15 protein-coding genes and 2 riboswitches are annotated in these 19,870 nt (G+C 51.0%); of the genes, 6 read left to right on the top strand and 9 right to left on the bottom strand.

Annotation, left to right across the window (positions count from 1 at the left end; all coding sequences use genetic code 11):
- Positions 1 to 70: 70 nt before the first annotated feature.
- Positions 71 to 1,009, top strand: a complete 939-nt coding sequence (gene cysB, locus G465_RS0101645) for an HTH-type transcriptional regulator CysB (RefSeq protein ID WP_022652740.1) — start codon at positions 71 to 73, stop codon at positions 1,007 to 1,009.
- Here cysB and G465_RS0101640 read toward each other — a convergent pair.
- Genes G465_RS0101640 through mltA form a run of 3 tightly spaced genes read right to left on the bottom strand, consistent with a single transcriptional unit; the run spans position 981 to position 6,448 of the window.
- Entirely contained in the window at positions 981 to 4,088 is a 3,108-nt protein-coding gene (locus G465_RS0101640) for an efflux RND transporter permease subunit (protein WP_022652739.1), read from the bottom strand. The genes cysB and G465_RS0101640 overlap by 29 nt on opposite strands.
- An 18-nt stretch (positions 4,089 to 4,106) precedes the next feature.
- On the bottom strand, positions 4,107 to 5,180 hold the full coding sequence (locus tag G465_RS13060; RefSeq protein ID WP_081642660.1) for an efflux RND transporter periplasmic adaptor subunit: 1,074 nt from the start codon (positions 5,178 to 5,180) through the stop codon (positions 4,107 to 4,109).
- A 20-nt stretch (positions 5,181 to 5,200) separates the two neighbouring features.
- Positions 5,201 to 6,448: a murein transglycosylase A gene (mltA, locus tag G465_RS0101630; RefSeq protein WP_022652737.1), complete on the bottom strand. Its 1,248-nt coding sequence runs from the start codon at positions 6,446 to 6,448 to the stop codon at positions 5,201 to 5,203.
- 112 nt (positions 6,449 to 6,560) lie between these two features.
- Between mltA and G465_RS0101625 the strand changes: the two genes are divergently transcribed.
- Entirely contained in the window at positions 6,561 to 8,651 is a 2,091-nt protein-coding gene (locus G465_RS0101625) for a methyl-accepting chemotaxis protein (RefSeq protein WP_022652736.1), read from the top strand.
- Positions 8,652 to 8,721: 70 nt separating this feature from the next.
- Here the strand turns inward: G465_RS0101625 and gcvP are convergent, their stop codons facing one another.
- The 6 genes from gcvP to G465_RS13050 all read right to left on the bottom strand — a co-directional run bounded on the left by gcvP (position 8,722) and on the right by G465_RS13050 (position 16,073).
- The gene (gene gcvP, locus G465_RS0101620; protein ID WP_022652735.1) at positions 8,722 to 11,580 is read right to left on the bottom strand and encodes an aminomethyl-transferring glycine dehydrogenase; all 2,859 of its coding nucleotides are present in this window, start codon (positions 11,578 to 11,580) and stop codon (positions 8,722 to 8,724) included.
- Positions 11,581 to 11,659: 79 nt separating this feature from the next.
- Positions 11,660 to 12,046: a glycine cleavage system protein GcvH gene (gcvH, locus tag G465_RS0101615; protein ID WP_022652734.1), complete on the bottom strand. Its 387-nt coding sequence runs from the start codon at positions 12,044 to 12,046 to the stop codon at positions 11,660 to 11,662.
- 104 nt (positions 12,047 to 12,150) lie between these two features.
- On the bottom strand, positions 12,151 to 13,242 hold the full coding sequence (gcvT, locus tag G465_RS0101610) for a glycine cleavage system aminomethyltransferase GcvT (RefSeq protein WP_022652733.1): 1,092 nt from the start codon (positions 13,240 to 13,242) through the stop codon (positions 12,151 to 12,153).
- A gap of 37 nt (positions 13,243 to 13,279) precedes the next feature.
- Positions 13,280 to 13,389, bottom strand: a riboswitch (glycine riboswitch).
- Positions 13,390 to 13,397: 8 nt separating this feature from the next.
- Positions 13,398 to 13,488: riboswitch (glycine riboswitch) on the bottom strand.
- Positions 13,489 to 13,490: 2 nt separating this feature from the next.
- A complete protein-coding gene (gene gluQRS, locus G465_RS0101605; RefSeq protein WP_022652732.1) occupies positions 13,491 to 14,396 on the bottom strand; it encodes a tRNA glutamyl-Q(34) synthetase GluQRS in 906 nt (301 codons plus the stop codon).
- Positions 14,393 to 14,914 (bottom strand): chemotaxis protein CheD, encoded by a 522-nt coding sequence (locus tag G465_RS13055; RefSeq protein ID WP_022652731.1) that lies wholly within the window; start codon positions 14,912 to 14,914, stop codon positions 14,393 to 14,395. Before G465_RS13055 ends, gluQRS begins: the two co-directional genes overlap by 4 nt.
- Positions 14,907 to 16,073 carry a sensor histidine kinase gene (locus tag G465_RS13050; protein ID WP_022652730.1) on the bottom strand — a complete coding sequence of 389 codons (1,167 nt, stop codon included), beginning with the start codon at positions 16,071 to 16,073 and terminating at the stop codon, positions 14,907 to 14,909. The genes G465_RS13055 and G465_RS13050 overlap by 8 nt, the downstream gene beginning before the upstream one ends.
- Positions 16,074 to 16,260: 187 nt before the next feature.
- On the opposite strand from G465_RS13050, the gene G465_RS0101590 reads away from it, so the two are divergent.
- The 4 genes from G465_RS0101590 (at position 16,261) to cheZ (ending at position 19,804) form a co-directional block, all read left to right on the top strand.
- Positions 16,261 to 17,205, top strand: a complete 945-nt coding sequence (locus G465_RS0101590) for a chemotaxis protein (RefSeq protein ID WP_022652729.1) — start codon at positions 16,261 to 16,263, stop codon at positions 17,203 to 17,205.
- A gap of 60 nt (positions 17,206 to 17,265) precedes the next feature.
- Positions 17,266 to 18,210 (top strand): chemotaxis protein, encoded by a 945-nt coding sequence (locus tag G465_RS0101585; protein ID WP_022652728.1) that lies wholly within the window; start codon positions 17,266 to 17,268, stop codon positions 18,208 to 18,210.
- A gap of 70 nt (positions 18,211 to 18,280) precedes the next feature.
- Positions 18,281 to 18,679, top strand: coding sequence for a chemotaxis response regulator CheY (gene cheY / locus G465_RS0101580; RefSeq protein WP_022652727.1), 399 nt, complete (start codon positions 18,281 to 18,283; stop codon positions 18,677 to 18,679).
- Positions 18,680 to 18,706: 27 nt separating this feature from the next.
- Positions 18,707 to 19,804 carry a protein phosphatase CheZ gene (gene cheZ, locus G465_RS0101575; protein ID WP_022652726.1) on the top strand — a complete coding sequence of 366 codons (1,098 nt, stop codon included), beginning with the start codon at positions 18,707 to 18,709 and terminating at the stop codon, positions 19,802 to 19,804.
- The last annotated feature ends 66 nt before the right edge of the window (positions 19,805 to 19,870 follow it).

Genomic DNA, 19,870 nt, shown 5'->3' with positions numbered 1-19,870 from the left:
GAACTATGAAAGAAGATTATGTTAGGATTTAAGCACAATTAGTTATTAGAAATTTAGCAAGGGGCGTGCAATGAAACTACAACAGCTGCGTTATCTGGTCGAAGTCTATAAGCAAGGGCTGAATATCTCGGAAGCGGCGGAAAAGCTGCATACCTCACAACCGGGGGTGTCAAAACAAATCCGGCTATTAGAAGACGAATTGGGCATTCAGGTCTTTATCCGCAATGGCAAGCGAGTGGTGGCGGTCAGTGAACCAGGCAAGCATGTGTTACACATCGCCGAACGAATTTTACTAGAAGCGAAAAATCTGAAACGGGTGGGAGAAGAATTTGCCCATGAAGATCAAGGTAGTTTAACTATTGCTACCACCCACACCCAAGCACGCTATGCCCTGCCGCATACCGTTCGCCGCTTTCGTGAGCGCTATCCAGATGTTGGTTTATCAATTAAGCAAGGCAGCCCCACCCAAATTTGTGAAATGGTGGTGACTGGCGAAGCCGATTTTGCCATTGCTACCGAGGGGATTTCCTCGTTTCCCGAGCTGGCTGCACTGCCTTGCTATCAATGGAACCGCGCCATTGTAGTGCCAGAAGGCCACCCCTTATTGGCGCTTAACCGACCGCTGACATTAGCAGATATTGGCCGCTGGCCGATTATCACCTACGACTTTGCTTTCACTGGCCGCTCGAAAATCAATCGCGCCTTTGCTGACGCTGGGGTGGAACCTAACGTGGTACTAACTGCCATCGATACCGATGTGATTAAAACCTATGTCAATATCGGGCTAGGGATTGGCATTATCGCTGCCATGGCGTTTGAGCCCGAGCGCGATCACGGTTTACGCCTTATCGATGCCGCCCATCTGTTTCAGCCATCCACCACCCGCATTGGTATTCGACGCGATGCCTATTTGCGTGGCTTTGCTTATCACTTTATCGAGCTCTTCGCCGGCCATTTGACGCGGAAAGAAGTCGATAAAGTCATGTTTGCCGGCGAGCAGGATGACTGAACTTGTGGCGTAACCACTCGGATGCAGAATCCAAATAGCTATAGACCACCGGCACAACAAATAAGGTGAGCAAGGTTGAGGTGACCAGCCCACCAATCACCGCCTGTGCCATCGGCGCATTGAGTTCTGCGCCGCTGGCGCGGGAAAGTGCCAAGGGCAACATGCCAAAAATCATTGCCAAACTGGTCATTAAAATGGGGCGTAAACGCACTCGGCCTGCAGCTTTCAAGGCAGCTAGACGATCCATTCCCTCACGACGTGCCTGATTGACGAAATCGATCAGCAAAATCCCATTTTTCGCCACCAAACCCATCAACATAATTACCCCAATTACCGAGAACATATTGAGGGTACTGCCCCAGACCAATAAGGCTAAAAACACCCCAATAAAGGCCAAGGGTAGCGACATCATAATCGCGATCGGTTGGAAGAAGCTGCGGAATTGAGCGCACAAAATCATGTAAATAAAAATGACACCGATAGCCAAAGCCTGAACTGCATACGAAAACGACTCTTGTAAATCTTGACTCTCGCCACCTTGGTCAAATTGATAGCCAGTCGGTAAACGATAGTTTTGTAGCAAGGTTGCCACTTCAGTAAACACATGCTGGGCATCTCGGCCTTGGATATTGGCAGTGAGGGTTAACTCGCGAGCCTGATCCATGCGGTTAATTTGACGCGGTACCTGTGTTTCCACCACTGTTGCGACGGTGCTCAAGGGCACCATTTCACGGCTGCCATCGCCTAAACTGCGTCCAGCAATTTGAATGTCCTCCAACAACAGGGGCTGTCGTGCTGGTTTGGGGACGATGACCCGCACATCGTAATTTTCGCCATCTGGTGCTTCCCAAGTCGAGACCACTTTACCCGCCAATAACACTGCCAACGTTTGCCCCAGTTGTTCCATGTCAATCCCAAGGCTGGCTGCAGCATCGCGCTGTAGACGCAATGACAGAGCTGGTTCAGCGGCATCTAAACTGGATTCGATATCTGTTACGCCGTCAATTTGGCGCAAACGCTGTCGCACATCAACAGCAATGCGTTCTAAAGTTGCCATATCTTGGCCACGGATACCGACCCGAATCGGTTTTTCATTTCCCCCCGGGCCGCCGCTCACGGCGACCGATTGCAACTCAATCCCCGCGATATGAGGTAGCTGCTGTCGCCATACTTCCATTAGGGTAAAAACAGAGCGGGCACGTGCTGCTTTATCATGCAAAATCACTTGCAAAGAGGCCTGATTGCGACCCTCAGCAAACCCACCGCCGATATTGATATAAATATCTTTTACCTCAGTGGCTTGCCGTAACAGTTGATCGACATGGCGGGCTTTTTGTTCGGTATATTCCAAGCTAGAACCCGCAGCGGTTTTAAACTTAACAGTCACTTTTCCGGTGTCTGACTTGGGCAAAAACTCAGCCCCAATCACCGGCACTAGCGCAAAACTGCCCAATAACAACACCGTGGCAGCGGCTAAGGTGGTTTTACGATGTTGTAACACCCAATCAATCGCCAAAGCATAACGCTCGGCCAAACTGTCCATTGACGTTTCAAAGCGATCCAGCAGACGCCCTAGTGGGCCACGGTGGGCATCACCGTGTCGGTGTGGGTCATACCAGATGGAACTGAGCATTGGATCGAGGGAAAAACTGACCAACAACGAAATCAAGACCGCTACAACCACAGTCAGACCAAATTGTTGGAAAAACTGCCCAATAATGCCGCCCATAAAGCCCACGGGGAGAAAAACTGCTACTACGGTGAAGGTGGTTGCCAAGACTGCGAGCCCGATTTCTTCCGTTCCTTCTAGGGCTGCTTGAAAATGAGATTTCCCTAAACCTGCATGACGGACAATGTTTTCACGCACTACGATAGCATCGTCAATCAATAAGCCAATCGACAAAGTCAGTGCTAATAGACTCATTACATTGATGGAAAACCCTGCCACAGCAATCGCGAATAATGTACCAATCAGCGCAATCGGCAAGGTTAAACCAGTAATCACCGTACTGCGCCACGAACCGAGAAACAGGAACACAATCAGGACAGTCAACGCTGTTCCTTCTAGCAAGGTATCGCGCACCGTGGTGAGTGAATCACGGACATCATCCGCTTTATCGTTCATCACCCGCAGCATCACCCCTGCTGGTAATTGGGCTTTGAGTTCAGCTAATGCCGCTTTCACTGCGGCAGAAGTGGCAACGATGTTGGCACTTCTCGCCGCTTTAATTTCTAAAGAAAGGGCTCGTTGACCGTTGATCAGCGCCAATGACTGGTATTCCTGCTCGCCATCGCGAATCGTTGCAACATCGCGCAAATAGACGGCACTGCCGTTGCGCCAAACCAGTTCAATCTCGGCAAACTGGGCGACGGTTTTTAACTTACCATCCACCCGCAAAGCAATCTCGGGTTCTTGTCCTGTCAGACGACCTGCTGGGAAATCTCGATTGGCTCGTGCAATCGCATCATTTACCGTTGCAATGTCTAGCCCGTACGATTGCAGGCGAATGGGGTCGATTTCAACTCGTACTTCTCGTTTAATCGCCCCGACAACCTTTGCCTCACCCACGCCAGACACCGTTTGCAAACGCTTGCGCAACACTTGATCGGCCCATGTACTCAGTTCACGCGGTGGTAGGCTGTCTGAAGAGACAATCAGCGTCATCATCGGGCTATCTGATGGGTTGACTTGATTGATGGTTGGATTGGAAATTTCACGGCGGAACTGACCGGTGACTGTCGCCACCTTATCGCGCACTTCTTGAACTGCAGTCGCCGGATCTACGCTCAGTTCAAATTCGACCACAATGACCGATGAGCTTTCAAACGAATACGAACGCAGATGTTTAATGCCGGCCAAGGTATTCAGGGCTTCTTCCAAAGGCCGAGTGACTTCACTTTCTACCACTGTCGGGGATGCCCCTGGGTATTGCGTGCTGACCACGGCAATTGGAAAGCGAATGTCTGGAAATTCTTCTACTGGCAAACGAGCCAACGAAAACAACCCCAATACCACCAAGGCCGCCATCAACATGGCAGCAAAATAGGGGTTATGTAAACTGACGCGGGTAATCCACATAGGGTAACTTTCTTGGGGTTAAGGCTGCGGCAAACGCACCGGTGTTGCACTTTCAATGCCCAACACCTGCGGCAAAATTACCCACTCTCCAGCAGCCATCCCTTCCACCTGCACCCACTGTTGATTGGCAAAACCTAGTTTTACTGCTTGTTTTTCTGCTTTACCTTGGCGAACCCGCAAGACCCATCCTTGTTCGCCTTGTCGTTGTCGAATCGCACTCAAGGGCAATACAACTGCTGGCGCGGCCTGTGCCAACACCAACTCACCGCGTGCTAACTGCCCTACTCGCAAATGGTGATGGCGATTCTCGACCGCGACATACACCTGAAAACTGCGATTGCCGGCAATCGCAACCGGATTGATGCGCTCAACCTGTCCTTGATAGCGACGGGAATCACCTTCGACACGCAATTCAGCGTGTTGTCCCACTTTGACGCCAGCAATATGTTGTGCAGGGACGGTGACCTTCCATTGCAAACGGTCGAGGTTTACGACATGAAACAGTTTGCTATTGCGGGCAGCCAATTGGCCGATTTCAATATGGCGTTCGGCAATCACACCAGCGAAAGGGGCTTTTACTTCGGCGTAACTTAATTCTTGTTGTGCGCGTTGCAATTGCGCGCGTTGTGCCTGTCGCTGAGCGCGTTGCACGGCTAATTCTGCTTGAAATTCTTCCAGTGCCAAATGCGAAATAAATTGACGTTGGTACAGCTCTTGTTGCTTGAGCAATTTTTGTTGTGCAAGCTGCCAACGCGCTTCTGTGGTGGCCAGTAGCGCCTGTTGTTCTCGCACTTTTTCCTGCAATTCACGCGCTTCGAACACCACTAACGGTTGACCTGCTTTCACCGTTTCACCGGTTTGTACCCGCACCTGTTTTGCTACTGCTTCAACTTGTGCATACAACACGGCACTTTGTACGGCTTCTAATAAACCATTGACTGCTACGGTTTGTGTTAATGCCTGCTGCCGAGCCTGTACCACATCACTGCTTGATAGCTGTCGTGGAGCCGCTTCGGTACTGGCTGCCATCGCAGGTAACACCATTCCACTCCACAACACGATCAATGTGATTATTTGTTTCAGCCTCGGCATAACACCCTTTCTCTATCCTGTTAATAAATTGACACACCCGCTGGAGGTAAGACGCCACGCGGTAATAATGTCCACATCTGGCCCGATTGTTTCATTCGTCCAGCCACTTCACCCGCTTTGGCACCAAATCCCCAAAAAAAATCCGCTCGCACCGCACCTTTAATCGCGGAACCGGTATCTTGGGCAAAAACCAGTCGTTGTAGTGGCTGGCTCGACAGTGGCAAGGTGGTGTCTAACCAAATCGGGGCGCCTAAGGGCGTGTAACGCGGGTCAATCGCTACCGAATGCTCTGGTGTTAACGGCACACCTAATGCACCGGGTGGGCCTTGGTGTGTTGGGGCATCAGCCAAACGGCGGAAAAACACATAACGCGGGTTAGCAGCTAACAATTCATTTAAACGCTGGGGATTGGCTTGTGCCCATGCTTTGATGCCTTGCATTGAGGCTTCATTCGGTTTTAATTCACCACGATCAATCAACCAACGGCCAACCGATTGATAAGCAAAGCCATTATGATCGGCAAAACCTACCCGCAAATGGCGACCATCTGGCAATTCCACTCGGCCAGACCCTTGAATTTGTAAAAATAACAGTTCAATGGGATCGGTTACCCATGCTAAGGCCTGTTCGGGGCGTGGGCCGAAACCTTGGGCAATTTCAACATTGCTGTAGTACGGCAGCCACTTCCCATTTTCAATCCGTCCCCGTTGGGTGCCTTTACTCACCAAATCAGAGGGTATGCCATAGATTGGATAGCGCGCTTCGGCGGTGCGTTGCAAACTGCCACGCAACAAAGGCTCGTAATAGCCAGTGACCAAACCCGTGTGGCGATAACTTTGATCCATTAAACGGTACGGCAAAAATTGGCTCTCAAAATAGGCCCGAATCGCCTGAGCATCACGGCTATCCACGCCTTGTGCCTGACGGCACACCTGTTCCCAGCCAGCGCGTTTTTCTAACACGCGACAGCTGGCGACCCATGCTGGCCACGCCGACCGGAAATCGCTGCTTTGCCACCCGGGTAACATCTGCCATTGGCTACGTAGGTAATGCGGCTGTGGCGACTGTCCCTGAGGGGTTACCGTGGTCGGGGGTTTAGGTGGAGTCGAACAAGCCGCTAACACCAACACAGCGGCCGCAACAATAAGAGAAGGAAGGCGCATGATAGTCCGAGCCGAGAACAAAATAAGCTTCGATTTTAGAGAGTGTTGTGCAATTGCGCCATGCACCATGTCTTGGGCATATTGCATAATGCGAAAATAATTCATGCTTAATGCGGAAAATTTTTTGCAAAAAATCTGCACAATTGACTTTTAAGGCACTAGTATACGCTTTTCACATTTTCAATCTGTGTACTCACCCACACTATCGTGAAAGAATATGAAAACTAACTTGCCGATTACTCAAAAAAATATTCCATTCCCTACTGGATGTTACCTAGTTTCGCGTACGGATCTCAAAGGCAAGATCGTAGATTGTAACGATGCCTTTGTTGAAATTAGCGGTTTTGATAAAAAAGAATTGATAGGTTCAAGCCATAACATCGTCCGCCATCCCGACATGCCACCACAGGCATTTGAGCAAATGTGGCGGCGATTAAAAAAAGGCTACCCTTGGCGTGGCCTAGTCAAAAACCGTTGTAAAAATGGTGACCACTATTGGGTTGAGGCGGTTGTGGTGCCGGTGAGAAAAGACGGTGAGGTCACCGGCTATCTATCTGTCGGCTCTGCTCCAAAATCGCATGATGTCGCAGCGGCAGAGGCGTTGTATGCCAAGTTGAAAGCCGATCCAAAACGACGGCCCCCTGGTAGTGATCGTGGCTTGGCGGCGATACCGCTACGGATAAAACTGTGGTTTGCCACCGCGCTATCGATAGTGTCGTTAATTGCCGGTACGGGTATTGGTATGTGGGGGATTCAACACAGTAATCATGCCTTAGGTGCACTGCACGATGAGGCCTTAGTCCCATCCAACTTGATCAGTGAAGTGGTGTTATTGATGGGCGAAAATCGCAGTCAAATTGCACTTTCGCTACAACACGAACCCACTAATCCTTTTGCTAAGGCACACGACCATGCCTTGACGATGCACTTGGAAAAAATCCAAGCCAATCGCCATCATATTGATGAGCTGGTGAACAAACTAAATAACCTATCGCTGGATAGTGCAACTAAGCAAAAAATTAGTGAATGGACCATGATCCGCCAACGCTATGTTGAAGAAGGTATTGGCCCTGCATTTCAAGCTTTACAAAAAGACAATTATTTAGAAGCCAACCGTATTTTATTGGAAAAAGTGAATCCAATTTATCAGCAAGCGTTTAATGTCAATCGTGAGTTGATGCGACTTTTTGAGACATATGCTGATTCTGTGCATCAAAACGAGCAGCAAAACTTCCAAATGATTTTTTGGCTAGGGACGGTGGGAGCCATCGTATCGATTGTTTTGGTGTTGCTGATCAATTTGTGGATTTTGCGCCGTCTGACACGAGGTATGAGTGCTACCCAATATGTGTTAGCGGGGATTGCCGAGGGTGATTTAAGCCGGTTTATTGATGTGAATGGCCGCGATGAAATCGGCCGCATGTTATGTGATCTTGCGGTGGCACAAACCCGACAAAAAGCGGTGTTAGAACGTATTTCACGTGCTTCACACCGAATTGATGGTCATGTGGAATCGCTCAGGCATGAAATGGATTTGGTACAAAACCAATCAAACCAGCAACAAGGCCGTACACAAGCCGTTGCTGCTGCGACAGAAGAGCTGAGTCAGACTATTGTCGAGGTGTCGCATGGTGCGCAACAAGCGGCGGTTGCGGCGCAACAATCGCGGGAACTGGTGCGTCACAGCAGTGAAGCGATTAAGAGCAGTTTGAATGTCACCGAAAAAGTGGTGACTGCGGTTAGTGAATCGGGTTCAGCAATTGATGAATTGCATCGTTCTATCGATCAAATCGGCGCCATTACACAAACCATCCGTGGCATTGCCGACCAGACCAATTTATTAGCCTTAAACGCCGCGATTGAGGCGGCCCGTGCGGGTGAGGTGGGGCGAGGTTTTGCGGTGGTGGCTGATGAAGTGCGCACTTTGGCGGAACGTACGGGGGTCAGTACGGCAGATATCACTCGCATGGTGGATGAAATCCAAACCGTGACGGAGCGTGCGGTACAGATGATGCAAATTGCTGTGCAGCAAGTGGATGATGGCATGAGCAATATGCGTAGCAGTGTCGCGGGGTTGGATGAGGTGGAAGCGGCTGCCGATCAGGTCGCGGTTCAGGCAGAACGAATTGCGACTGCCGCAGGGCAACAGGCACAAGCCAGCCAAGATGTGGCGAATCGAATTGAGGAGGTCAGCGTGTTGAGTGAACAAAACACTCATGCTGCGCAACAAGCGGCAGAACGCTGTAGCCACCTCGACTATACCGCCAGCCGACTGCGTGAAGTTGTCTCAGAGTTCAAAATTATTTAAAGGCCTTGATGGCGTATTGGTTCGGTGTAGAGGTGCATCGCCCGTTTGGGGTGATGCACCTCTGTCTTGCTTAGTTATAGTCGCTCAACGGTGGGCAGCTACAAATCAGCTGACGGTCCCCAGCAACATCATCAATCCGATTGACGAACGGCCAGAACTTATTCTCAGCCACCCATGCCAATGGGAATAAGCCCTGTTCACGAGGGTAAACACGGCTCCACTCGCCCGTGATGTCGGACAAGCTATGTGGAGCATGACGCAATGGACTTTGTTCCGCTGTCCATTCCCCTGCTTCAACCCGAGCAATTTCCGCCCGAATCGACAACATCGCCTCAATAAACCGATCCAGCTCGGCTTTTGATTCGCTCTCGGTTGGCTCGATCATCAACGTCCCTGCCACAGGGAAGCTCATGGTTGGTGCGTGGAAACCATAATCCATCAAGCGTTTTGCCACATCGACTTCGGTTACTCCGGTGGCGGCTTTCAGTGGGCGCAGATCAATAATGCACTCGTGCGCTACACGGCCATTTTGACCACGGTACAACACTGGGAAAGCATCTTGCAGACGGGTTGCGATGTAGTTGGCGTTGAGCAATGCCACTTGTGTTGCACGCTTCAGCCCTGCTGCGCCCATCATGGTGATATACATCCACGAAATTGGCAGAATCGAGGCCGAACCAAATGGTGCAGCAGATACCGCCCCTTGACCGGCATTGTTACCACCACTGCCAGCAACAGCATGGTCTGGCAAGAACGGGGCTAAATGCGCACGCACGCCAATCGGGCCCATGCCGGGGCCGCCGCCGCCATGTGGAATGCAGAAGGTTTTGTGTAGGTTGATGTGGCTTACATCAGCACCAATATCCGCTGGCCGTACTAAGCCGACCAACGCATTCAAGTTGGCGCCGTCCATGTAAACCTGACCGCCATGTTGATGAATGATGTCGCAAATATCACGAATCGCGGCTTCAAATACCCCGTGTGTGGATGGGTAGGTAATCATCAAACATGCCAATTCTGCCGAGTATTGTTCGGCTTTGGCGCGTAAATCAGCCACATCGACATTACCATTGTCATCACATGCCACCACTACCACTTTCATGCCCATCATCTGCGCGGTGGCAGGGTTGGTGCCGTGTGCAGATTGTGGAATTAAGCAGATGGTGCGCTGTTGCTGACCTTGGCTGTCGAGATAGCGGCGGATTGCCAACAGACCGGCGTATTCGCCTTGCGCGCCAGAGTTCGGCTGCATCGATACCGCAGCAAAACCGGTGACCGCTTGCAGCTGTTGGCACAGGCCATTGATCATTTCCAGATAACCGGTGGCATGTTCGCGTGGGGCGAAGGGGTGCAGGTTGGCAAACTCCGGCCAGCTCACTGGCATCATTTCAGCGGCGGCATTGAGCTTCATGGTGCAGCTACCCAAGGCAATCATGCTGTGATCGAGTGCTAAATCGCGATTTTGCAAGCGTTTCAGGTAGCGCATCATCGCTGTTTCAGTGCGATGGCTGTGGAAAACGGGGTGGGTCAGATAGGCCGATTGCCGCACTAAATCGGCAGGCAAAGCATCGGCAGTGCTGCTGTCTAACGCATAAATATCGACTTCCGCACCAGTCAGAATATTGACCAAAGCGGCGACATCGTTAGCGGTTGAAGTTTCACCAAACGACACACTCACGGTATCAGCATTTAAGCGATGCAACAGATAGCCTTTAGCAGTGGCTGCAGCCAAGATGCTGTCTGTGTTATCGCCGGTATGCAGGCTCACTGTGTCAAAGAAATGCTGATGCAGCACTTTCACACCCTGTTGTTGCAGGGCAGCAGCAAACAAGGCCGCTAAGCGGTGAATGCGTTGGGCAATGCGTTTGATGCCTTCTGGACCATGCCACACGGCATAGAAACCTGCTAGGTTCGCCAACAACACCTGTGCCGTACAAATGTTGGAGTTGGCTTTTTCGCGGCGGATATGTTGCTCGCGTGTTTGCAACGCCATCCGCAAAGCACGTTTGCCTTTTGCATCAACCGACACGCCGATGATACGGCCTGGCATGGCGCGTTTGTATTCATCACGGGTGGCAAAATACGCCGCGTGTGGGCCACCAAAGCCCATTGGAATGCCAAAGCGTTGTGTCGAACCGAGGGCAATGTCAGCCCCCAATTCAGCCGGTGGTGTCAGCAAGGCAAGGGCTAATAAATCTGCTGCCACCGCGACCACACCGCCTTGGGCTTTAATAGCGGCAATGTCTTGTGTCAGATTGCTGATGGCGCCATCGGCGGCCGGATATTGCAGCAATGCGCCAAACACCGGCTGGGCGGTTGCTTGGCTAATATCGCCCACAATCAGTTCAAAACCATAACCAGCGGCACGGGTTTGCAACACATCAAGGGTATGTGGGAAAACACGGGCATCGACAAAAAACGCTTGGCTTTTGGATTTGCTGACGCGCTTAGCCATCGCCATCGCTTCAGCGGCGGCAGTGGCTTCATCCAATAGTGAAGCGTTGGCTAAATCAAAGCCGGTAAAATCCATCACCATTTGCTGATAATTTAACAATGCCTCTAAACGGCCTTGGGCAATTTCAGCTTGATAAGGGGTATAAGCGGTGTACCAACCGGGGTTTTCCAGCACATTGCGCTGTAACACCGGTGGCATCAAGGTGTCGTAGTAGCCTTGGCCAATCAAACTTTTGGCAACGGTATTTTTGCTGGCAATGCTTTTTAGCAAAGCGAGGGCATCGGCTTCATCGCGGGCTTCTGGCAGTGGTAAGGCTTCACCAAAGCGGATTGCCGCAGGAACGGTTTGGGCGGTCAGGTCTTCAAGCGAAGCAGCGCCGACAGTCGCCAACATGCTGCTGATATCGTTCTCATTGGGGCCAATATGGCGGCCAAGAAAAGCGTCGGAAGATTCGAGGGAGCGTAGGGAGGTCATAGTCCGGTCTCAAACAACAGAGGCAAGGCAAAAAAATAAAGCGCCTGTTGTCAGAGACAACAGACGCATCAAACAGAGCTTAGGCGCCCACTTCTGCTGCGTAAGCTTGGGCATCTAACAACGTGTCCAGATCAGCAGGGTTGTTCAATTTCAATTTGAAGAACCAAGCGGCACCATACGGATCGCTGTTCGCGGTTTCTGGCGCATCGACTAAGGCTTGGTTAATCTCTAACACTTCACCTGCCAATGGGCTATACACATCGGAAGCGGCTTTCACCGATTCAACCACACCGGCGCCGTCGCCTTCGGCTAAGTTGCTGCCCACTTCTGGCAACTCCACATACACCACATCGCCCAACAATTCTTGGGCATGATCGGTGATGCCAACGGTAACCACACCATTGCCTTCATCACGAATCCACTCATGGCTAGCCACATATTTCAATTCTGCAGGGATTTGGCTCATTGTCAGTTCTCCAAAATTTTAAGTCAGTCGTAGAAAATACAGAGGGTGAGAAGTCGGCTAATGTGCCACTTCCCACCTAGGGATAGTGAATGATCGCGGAAGGATCAAACGAATTGTCGTTTGCCGTTGCGAACGAACGGCATTTTCACCACGCGTACCGGTGTCGCAGTGCCGCGCAGATCCACCGTGGCTTGTTCGCCAATCGCGGCTGGAACGCGTGCGATTGCAATCGAGAATTTCAAAGTCGGAGAGAAAGTACCGCTGGTGATGATGCCGGTGCCGACACCTTCGACATTGACCGGCATGCCTTCACGCAATACGCCACGGCCTTCGAGGACTAAACCGACTTGTTTCATCGCAACACCAGCGGCTTTTTCTGCGCTGATAGCAGCGCGGCCAATGAAATCACGCTCGGCAGGTTCCCATGCAATGGTCCAGCCCATGCCCGCTTGCAAGGGGCTGATGCTGTCGTCCATATCATGGCCATACAAGTTCATACCGGCTTCAAGGCGCAAGGTATCGCGAGCACCTAAACCGATGGCTGCTACACCTACGCTTAGCAAAGCACGGGCAAACGCCTCTGCTTCTTGGTTCGGTACCATCAACTCCAAACCATCTTCACCAGTGTAACCAGTGCGGGCAATAAACCAGTCGCCAAATGGCAAGCCTTGGAAGACTTTCAAATTGCGGATGGCTTCTGCCCATTCAGGTTTCACTTGGCACACGCGCTCGATGGCCTCTGGCCCTTGCACCGCAATGATCGATAAATCTTGGCGGTGGGTCAGGGTCACCGCACGGCCCGCGCTTTGTTCACGCATCCAAGCCAAGTCTTTATCGCGGGTGCCAGCGTTGACCACCATACGGTAGCCGGTGTCGGTCAAATAGACGATCAAATCATCAATCACCCCGCCTTGTGGATTGAGCATGGCGGAATACAACGCCTTGCCAACAAAACCAAGACGTGCCACATCGTTGGCTAACAAATAGCGTAGCCAATCGGTGGCATCAGCGCCGGTGATATCAACGATGGTCATGTGAGACACATCAAAGAAGCCCGCGCTTTGGCGCACGATTTCGTGCTCTTTCAGTTGTGAACCGTAATGAATAGGCATCGACCAGCCAGCAAAATCAACTAGCTTGGCATTGAGTTCGGTATGGAGGGCGTGTAAGGCGGTGGTTTGGAGAGCTTGCGTCATCAGTGCATCCTTCAGGTGCGGAAAAACCTGTGAAATGATGCACCCCTCTGTCTTGGGCACCTGAGATTTTCCGTAGCATTTGCTCACGTGGCTACGTTAGCCCCTTCGGTGGTCGCATACGCTGCGACGCTCTCCAGAGTGTTTGGGCGTAAAGCCCGTTTTTTGCAGTCCATTTGCCTGAGCGATTGTGCGGGTGCGCTTGCGCCTTCGGCGGTGGTAGAAACCACACTCTCCTGCAAAAGCCGGCATTATGGTGTGCGATCAATGACTTGGCAAGCGGCATTCACGTTGGACAATTGCCAATGTATCCGTGCCCATTGCCATAACTCGCTGATCTGTTGGCATTCTAGTGGTGGGAATAACCCCAAACGTTGTAGGCCTTGACGCAGTGTTTGTGCTGGTTGTGTCAAATCCAGCGGTGGGGCGAGAGTCTGTTTGCTGAGTTTTTCCCCTGCCTGATTAACCAATAATGGCAGATGACAATAGCTTGGAGTGGGTACTTGCAGCGCCTGTTGTAAAACAATTTGCCGCGCGGTCGAATCTAATAAATCGGCTCCGCGCACCACATCAGTAATCCCCTGTGCCGCATCATCCACCACCACCGCTAATTGATAGGCAAATAAACCATCGGCGCGGCGCAGCACAAAATCGCCAATTTCCGCTGCCACATTTTGTTGTTGCCATCCGCGCAAACGATCATAAAAACGATATTCCCCTGCCGGCACCCGCATCCGCCACGCTCGCGCTGTTTTGCCCGCGGCTAAGCCATCACGACACAAATTGGGATAAACCCATCCTTCCAAACCACGGATGCCATAGGCGGCAATCTCGCTGCGACTACAGCCACAGCCATAGGCCAAGCCTTGTTGTTGCAGTTGCTTGAGTGCAGTTTGATAGGCGTCAAGACGGGTGTGTTGGTAGAGAACAGCCCCATCCCATTCAAACCCAAGCTGTTCTAAGGTGTGCAAAATACCGGTGGCAGCACCGGCCACTTCTCGTGGTGGATCGATATCCTCAATCCGCAGCAGCCATTCACCGCCGCGACAACGTGCTTCAAGATAACTACCAATGGCAGTGGATAACGAGCCGGCATGTAAATGACCCGTCGGGCTGGGCGCAAAGCGGCCACGATAAGGTAGGGCAACAGCGGTCATGGGCGAGTAGGTTTGGCAGCAGCAATATTGATTAACGGCGATTGCGTGTGTGGTTCAACACGATGCACATGAAACAGACCGGTTTGGGTATCAAAGCTAATCCGACGTGGATGTAAGCCACCGAGATCGGCATGAATCAGTTTTAAGCCCGATTCACGGACAAATTTTTGTGCGAATTCTGCATTTTTTTCACCGACTTCACAACGCAAGACCCCTGGCATCATATTGCCCCCGCCAAACAGCGCCACTTCAATTCGGTTTGGGTGTGCCCCTCGTTGAATCATCTCGTCCATCAGCATCGGTAACGCCCATTCGCCATAGCGTGTTCGTATCCCCACTGGCAGTGCTCGCCCCCCTTTTGGCAGCAAAAAGTGGTTCATGCCGGCGATTTTGGTCAACGGGTCGCGCATACACGCCGCGACACAAGAACCCAATAGCGTGACTAAACACACGGGTTGTTGGCTGATGTGATACCCCCCCGGTGGGATACAAACACGCGGTAGGGCAGGGTTAATCATGGCAGGGTAAATTCAGGCGAAAGCTACAGCTGTCATCACGGGTTGGAAGTAAACAAATGTCTCCGCCCGCTTCGGTTAACACTCGCCGCACAATTGCTAGCCCCAAACCGGTGCCTTCGGAACGCGTGGTAAAAAAGGGCTCAAAAATTCGCTCTGCCAGTGCTTCGGGGATGGTTGGCCCTTGGTTGCTGATGGTGATGGCGAGTTGATTGTTCTCACGTTCTGCTTGCACACGAATTTGACTGGCTGGGGTGGCAAAATGCATGGCATTTTCTAACACATTGAGCACGGCACCGCCGAGGGCACGGCTATCAATCTGAATCAGCACATCTTGCGGTAAGAGTTGTAAATCTAGCTCCAAACCGCGACTTTGTAGTTGTGGCTGTAGGCTGCGTACGGTTTCAGTCAGAAAACGATTGGCGCTGACGGCTTCAACTTGGGAGGGGCCACCACGAACAAAGCGCAACATGTCTTGCACCAAGCCTTCTAACACCCGCAATCGTTCAGAAACTTTATCCGCAAAGCGTTGTTGTTCTTCCCTCGTGAGCCCTTCGCGCCGTAAATGTCCTGCATACAACATGGCGGTACTCAACGGCGTACGCAGTTGGTGGGCCAACGATGCAGCCATTTGCCCCATGGCAACCAATCGTTGTTGTTGTTCAATTCGTTCTTGCAAATTGTGATGACGAGTGACATCTTGAATCAACACAATTTGTCCTGCGTCCTCTGGCAGCGGGCGCTGTCTGATATCAAGTTGACGAATATCAGCTTCACCACGACAAAAAACAAAGCGATCCTCAACCGGTGTCGGTGTAAAATAAGGCTGATACGCTGCCCAGGTCGTCTGTGTGAGTGCCTCACCAAATAACTCGCGTGCCGCTGGATTCAGCCGCAGAATTTGGCCCTGAGCATCGATTTCGATGACCCCAGCGGGTAACAGTTCGAGCAATAAACTAAGCCGTGCTAATAAATCTTGATTTTCAGCGGCTTTACGCTCTAACTCTAAGTTAGCGCGGGCCAATTCTGCCGTCAGTTCAGCAGCACGTTGCTGTAACTGTTCATAGGACTCGATTAACTCGGCTGAAACTCGATTAAAAACAGAGAAGGCCTCTTCGAGAGAATGCACTTCAGCAGGAGAGTTTGTGGGGGAATGAGACATTCACAAATCGCTTTTATGACGTTTCTTGGGATTTTGTGGTAATAATAGCGTGATGATGCATTCCGTACAGGTTTTGCGCGTTTGACTGCTAAACTGTTTTTGTTTGGCATCATGCCTGTAAATTGTTCGCGATGTCATCCTAAAATTTAATTCAACTCTGACAAAGACCCATTCAGCGGAGCCGCCTGTGTCCGACCTTCTGAAAAGAATCGACGCCCGAACCAAACTTGCGGGTACCAACAAACTGGAGATCCTTCTCTTTTCTCTCGGTATGGATCAGCGCACCGGGCGAAAAGAAATCTTCGGCATCAACGTATTTAAAGTGCGTGAAGTCATGCGTACACCAGAGATCACCACTGCCCCAGAAATGCAAGCCTCTGTCGAAGGCATGGTCAGTCTGCGTGGTCAACTGGTACCGGTGATCGATTTAGCAAAATACACTGGCATTATCACTGACAAACAGCCAGAAATCATGATCGTGACCGAATACAACGGCCACACCCAAGGTTTCTTGGTCGAGGCAGTTGACACCATCCTTCGTCTCGATTGGTCGGCCATGCGCGTCCCTCCCGAGATGATTTCTAACCGGATGGGCGGTTTGGTGACAGCGGTGACCGAGTTGGCAGATAACTCGCTGGTGATGATGATTGATGTCGAGAAGGTCTTGGCAGAAACCACCAACATCGACGACTCGTTCCAATACGTCAACATCGAACCTGTACAACAGCCTTGTATGGTGTTCTATGCCGATGATTCTGCTGTTGCCCGTAAACAGATTGAAAAAACCTTGGATATGATGGGCGTGCGCCATGCTGGGGCGATCAATGGCCGCCGCGCTTGGGATGAGCTATCGCGGATGGCAACCCAATCCGACTTATCTGGTGTGCCGTTACGTGACCATCTGCATTTAGTGTTAACTGATGTCGAAATGCCTGAGATGGACGGCTATATTTTGACCAAGATGATCAAAAGCGACAGCCGTTTTACTGGAATTCCCGTATTGATGCACTCATCTCTCTCTGGAACTTCAAACCAAAAACTTGGGCAGTCGGTAGGTGTGGATGCCTATGTATCCAAATTTGAACCACAGAAGTTGTCGCTCAAAATCCGCGAAATGCTCAAATTGGGCTGATGGCGTGTGGCTCTCCAACTCTACTCCGGCATAGCCAAGATGATTTAAGGCCAAGTCATTATGACAGTACAAGACGCTCCTCTTCTGGCGGATATTGATGTTCGCTCACGTATGGCAGGCTCCAATAAAATGGAGATCCTGCTGTTCTCACTTGGGACACGTGAAATTTTCGGCATCAATGTGTTCAAAGTGCGTGAAGTTTCACAAACGCCTGAAATCACGAAATCGCCTAACATGCCTTTTGGGGTACAAGGTGTGATTTCCTTGCGCGGTAACATTATTCCGATAATCTCTCTGGCTAAATTTATCGGTGCCGCCCAAGCAGAAACCCGTACCTACAACTCGATGATCGTGACCGAGTTCAACCGCAGCACCCAAGCGCTGTTGGTCGATTCGGTAGATCGCATTATTCGGGTCGATTGGGAAAAAATGCGGGCACCAGAAAATGTCGTCAGCAGCAGCGGAGGGAATCAAGCGATGATTATCGCCATCACCGAATTGGAAGACGGTAAGCTGGTGTCGATTTTAGACGTTGAGCAAATTTTGTCTTCTGTGGTGGGCGAGTCACGGATGCCAGATATCCCACAAGCGGACTTAGCCCCCGATCAATTTGTCTTTTTTGTAGATGATTCGGTGGTAGCACGTAAAGAAATCACCAGCGTGCTCGATAAGATGCGGGTGAAATACCATCAGGCCACCAATGGTCGTGAAGCATGGGATAAATTGCAGTCTTTTGCCAACCGTCAACCAGCAGGCCAAAGCCGCTTGGCTGATACGCTCAAATTAATTTTGGTTGATGCTGAAATGCCAGAGCTAGACGGTTTTGTGCTAACGCGTAATATTAAGAGCGACCCACGCTTTGCTGGGATTCCAGTGGTGATGCACTCATCCATCTCCTCCAATGCCAATCGTGCGATGGGGGCCAGTGTTGGCGTGGATGCTTACGTGGCAAAATTTGAACCGGCGTTGTTGGCAGAGACTTTGCTTCCTTATCTACAAAGATAACAATCTTCTCAAATTGCCATAGAATACGCGGCTCATTTACAACTCTCGACCAACTAGGACATGACAAATTATGGTAGAGGCAAACAAAAATCTTCGTTTTCTCGTCGTTGATGACTTCTCGACGATGCGTCGCATCATCCGTAACCTTTTGAAAGAATTGGGTTTTACTAATGTGGATGAGGCCGAAGATGGGACTGCCGCGCTGCACAAACTCAAAACACAAGCGTATGAGTTTGTGATCTCGGACTGGAACATGCCGAACATGACAGGGATCGAACTGTTGCGTGCTGTGCGTGCAGATCCACAAATTAAACATCTGCCTTTCTTGATGATTACTGCAGAAGCTAAGCGTGAAAACATCATTGAAGCGGCAACTGCAGGTGCTAATGGTTATATCGTCAAACCATTCACCGCAGCAGTCTTGGAAGAAAAACTGGCAAAAATCTTCCAAAACTTGGCCAAACAGTGAGCTAACGCTTAACGGGAGGAAATCATTATGCCGGATCATCTATTGGAAAGCGGAGACTCACCGGAGTTAGAGGCGCTGTTTGACCGTGTGGCATACCAAGGACAAATACCCGCGTCCACACCTGCTCCTGCTGCGATGGCGCCCAGTCCGTCTTTCGATACTGGCTCAGGCGATAGTCCCGAATTAGAGGCGCTGTTTGATAGCGTGGCGCAATCTGCTCATGCACAAACTGCAGTTGTCACACCGCCTCCTATACCGGTTGCTGCTCCCGCCCCATCTTCCCCTTCGGGCGATAACCCCGAACTTGAAGCTTTATTCGATAGCATTGCTCAAGCCGCCCATGCCCCCGTTGCGCCCCCTCCGCCAGCCCCGGCACCGGTTTCAATGGAAATGGAAGGGGACAACCCTGAACTTGAGGCGTTGTTTGATGCGGTGGTGCAACAGACACATGCCATGCCAGCAGCGGCACCGGTATCAAGCCCTGCGCCCAGTCCGGTGAATGAATCCAACACCTCAGATCGTGAGGCCGTGATGTATTCCCGTGTCGGTCAGCTAACACGGAAATTCCATGATGCATTACGCGAGTTGGGCTACGACAAATCGCTGGAACGGGCCGCTTCCGCCATTCCTGATGCAAAAGATCGTCTGCAATATGTCGCGACCATGACCGAACAGGCTGCCGAACGGGTGTTAAATGCCACTGATCGCGCTAAACCCTTGCAAGATGAGATGGAGCGTCAGGCACAGGCGTTGTCGCAAGGTTGGCAACAGTTGTTTGACAATAAATTGTCAGTTGAAGAATTCAAATTATTGGCGACAAATTCACATCGCTTCTTTAACGAGTTGCCATCAAAAACCCAAGCCACGAACCAACAGCTGATGGAAATCGTGATGGCGCAAGATTTCCAAGATTTAACCGGTCAAGTCATCAAACGTGTCTTGAACATGGTGCAACAAGTTGAAGGCGAACTGGTTGAGTTTTTGATGGAATATTCTCCTGAGCGAGAGCCAGAACAATGCAGTACAGGTCTGGAAAATGGGCCAGTGATCAATGCCACTGGGCGTACCGATGTCGTTGCAAATCAACAGCAAGTGGATGATCTATTAGAAAGCCTTGGCTTCTAGGGTTCTCGAGAAATTGACCGACACCCGCCCCAGATATCTAAAAATTATAGTGAAAGAGGAACCCCA

The organism is Aquaspirillum serpens DSM 68 (genome assembly GCF_000420525.1).
Lineage (GTDB): Bacteria > Pseudomonadota > Gammaproteobacteria > Burkholderiales > Aquaspirillaceae > Aquaspirillum > Aquaspirillum serpens.
The sequence above is the reverse complement of the archived record's forward strand: the minus strand, read 5'-3'. Positions and strand labels throughout refer to the sequence as shown.

Bases quoted from the DNA above. Each gene is read 5' to 3' on its own strand.
- gcvP (WP_022652735.1), bottom strand. From the start codon at position 11,580: ATGACCTCCCTACGCTCCCTCGAATCTTCCGACGCTTTTCTTGGCCGC.
- gcvT (WP_022652733.1), bottom strand. From the start codon at position 13,242: ATGACGCAAGCTCTCCAAACCACCGCCTTACACGCCCTCCATACCGAA.
- G465_RS13050 (WP_022652730.1), bottom strand. From the start codon at position 16,073: ATGTCTCATTCCCCCACAAACTCTCCTGCTGAAGTGCATTCTCTCGAA.
- G465_RS0101640 (WP_022652739.1), bottom strand. From the start codon at position 4,088: ATGTGGATTACCCGCGTCAGTTTACATAACCCCTATTTTGCTGCCATG.
- cheZ (WP_022652726.1), top strand. From the start codon at position 18,707: ATGCCGGATCATCTATTGGAAAGCGGAGACTCACCGGAGTTAGAGGCG.
- G465_RS0101625 (WP_022652736.1), top strand. From the start codon at position 6,561: ATGAAAACTAACTTGCCGATTACTCAAAAAAATATTCCATTCCCTACT.
- cysB (WP_022652740.1), top strand. From the start codon at position 71: ATGAAACTACAACAGCTGCGTTATCTGGTCGAAGTCTATAAGCAAGGG.
- gcvH (WP_022652734.1), bottom strand. From the start codon at position 12,046: ATGAGCCAAATCCCTGCAGAATTGAAATATGTGGCTAGCCATGAGTGG.
- mltA (WP_022652737.1), bottom strand. From the start codon at position 6,448: ATGAATTATTTTCGCATTATGCAATATGCCCAAGACATGGTGCATGGC.
- G465_RS13055 (WP_022652731.1), bottom strand. From the start codon at position 14,914: ATGATTAACCCTGCCCTACCGCGTGTTTGTATCCCACCGGGGGGGTAT.
- cheY (WP_022652727.1), top strand. From the start codon at position 18,281: ATGGTAGAGGCAAACAAAAATCTTCGTTTTCTCGTCGTTGATGACTTC.
- gluQRS (WP_022652732.1), bottom strand. From the start codon at position 14,396: ATGACCGCTGTTGCCCTACCTTATCGTGGCCGCTTTGCGCCCAGCCCG.
- G465_RS13060 (WP_081642660.1), bottom strand. From the start codon at position 5,180: ATGCCGAGGCTGAAACAAATAATCACATTGATCGTGTTGTGGAGTGGA.
- G465_RS0101585 (WP_022652728.1), top strand. From the start codon at position 17,266: ATGACAGTACAAGACGCTCCTCTTCTGGCGGATATTGATGTTCGCTCA.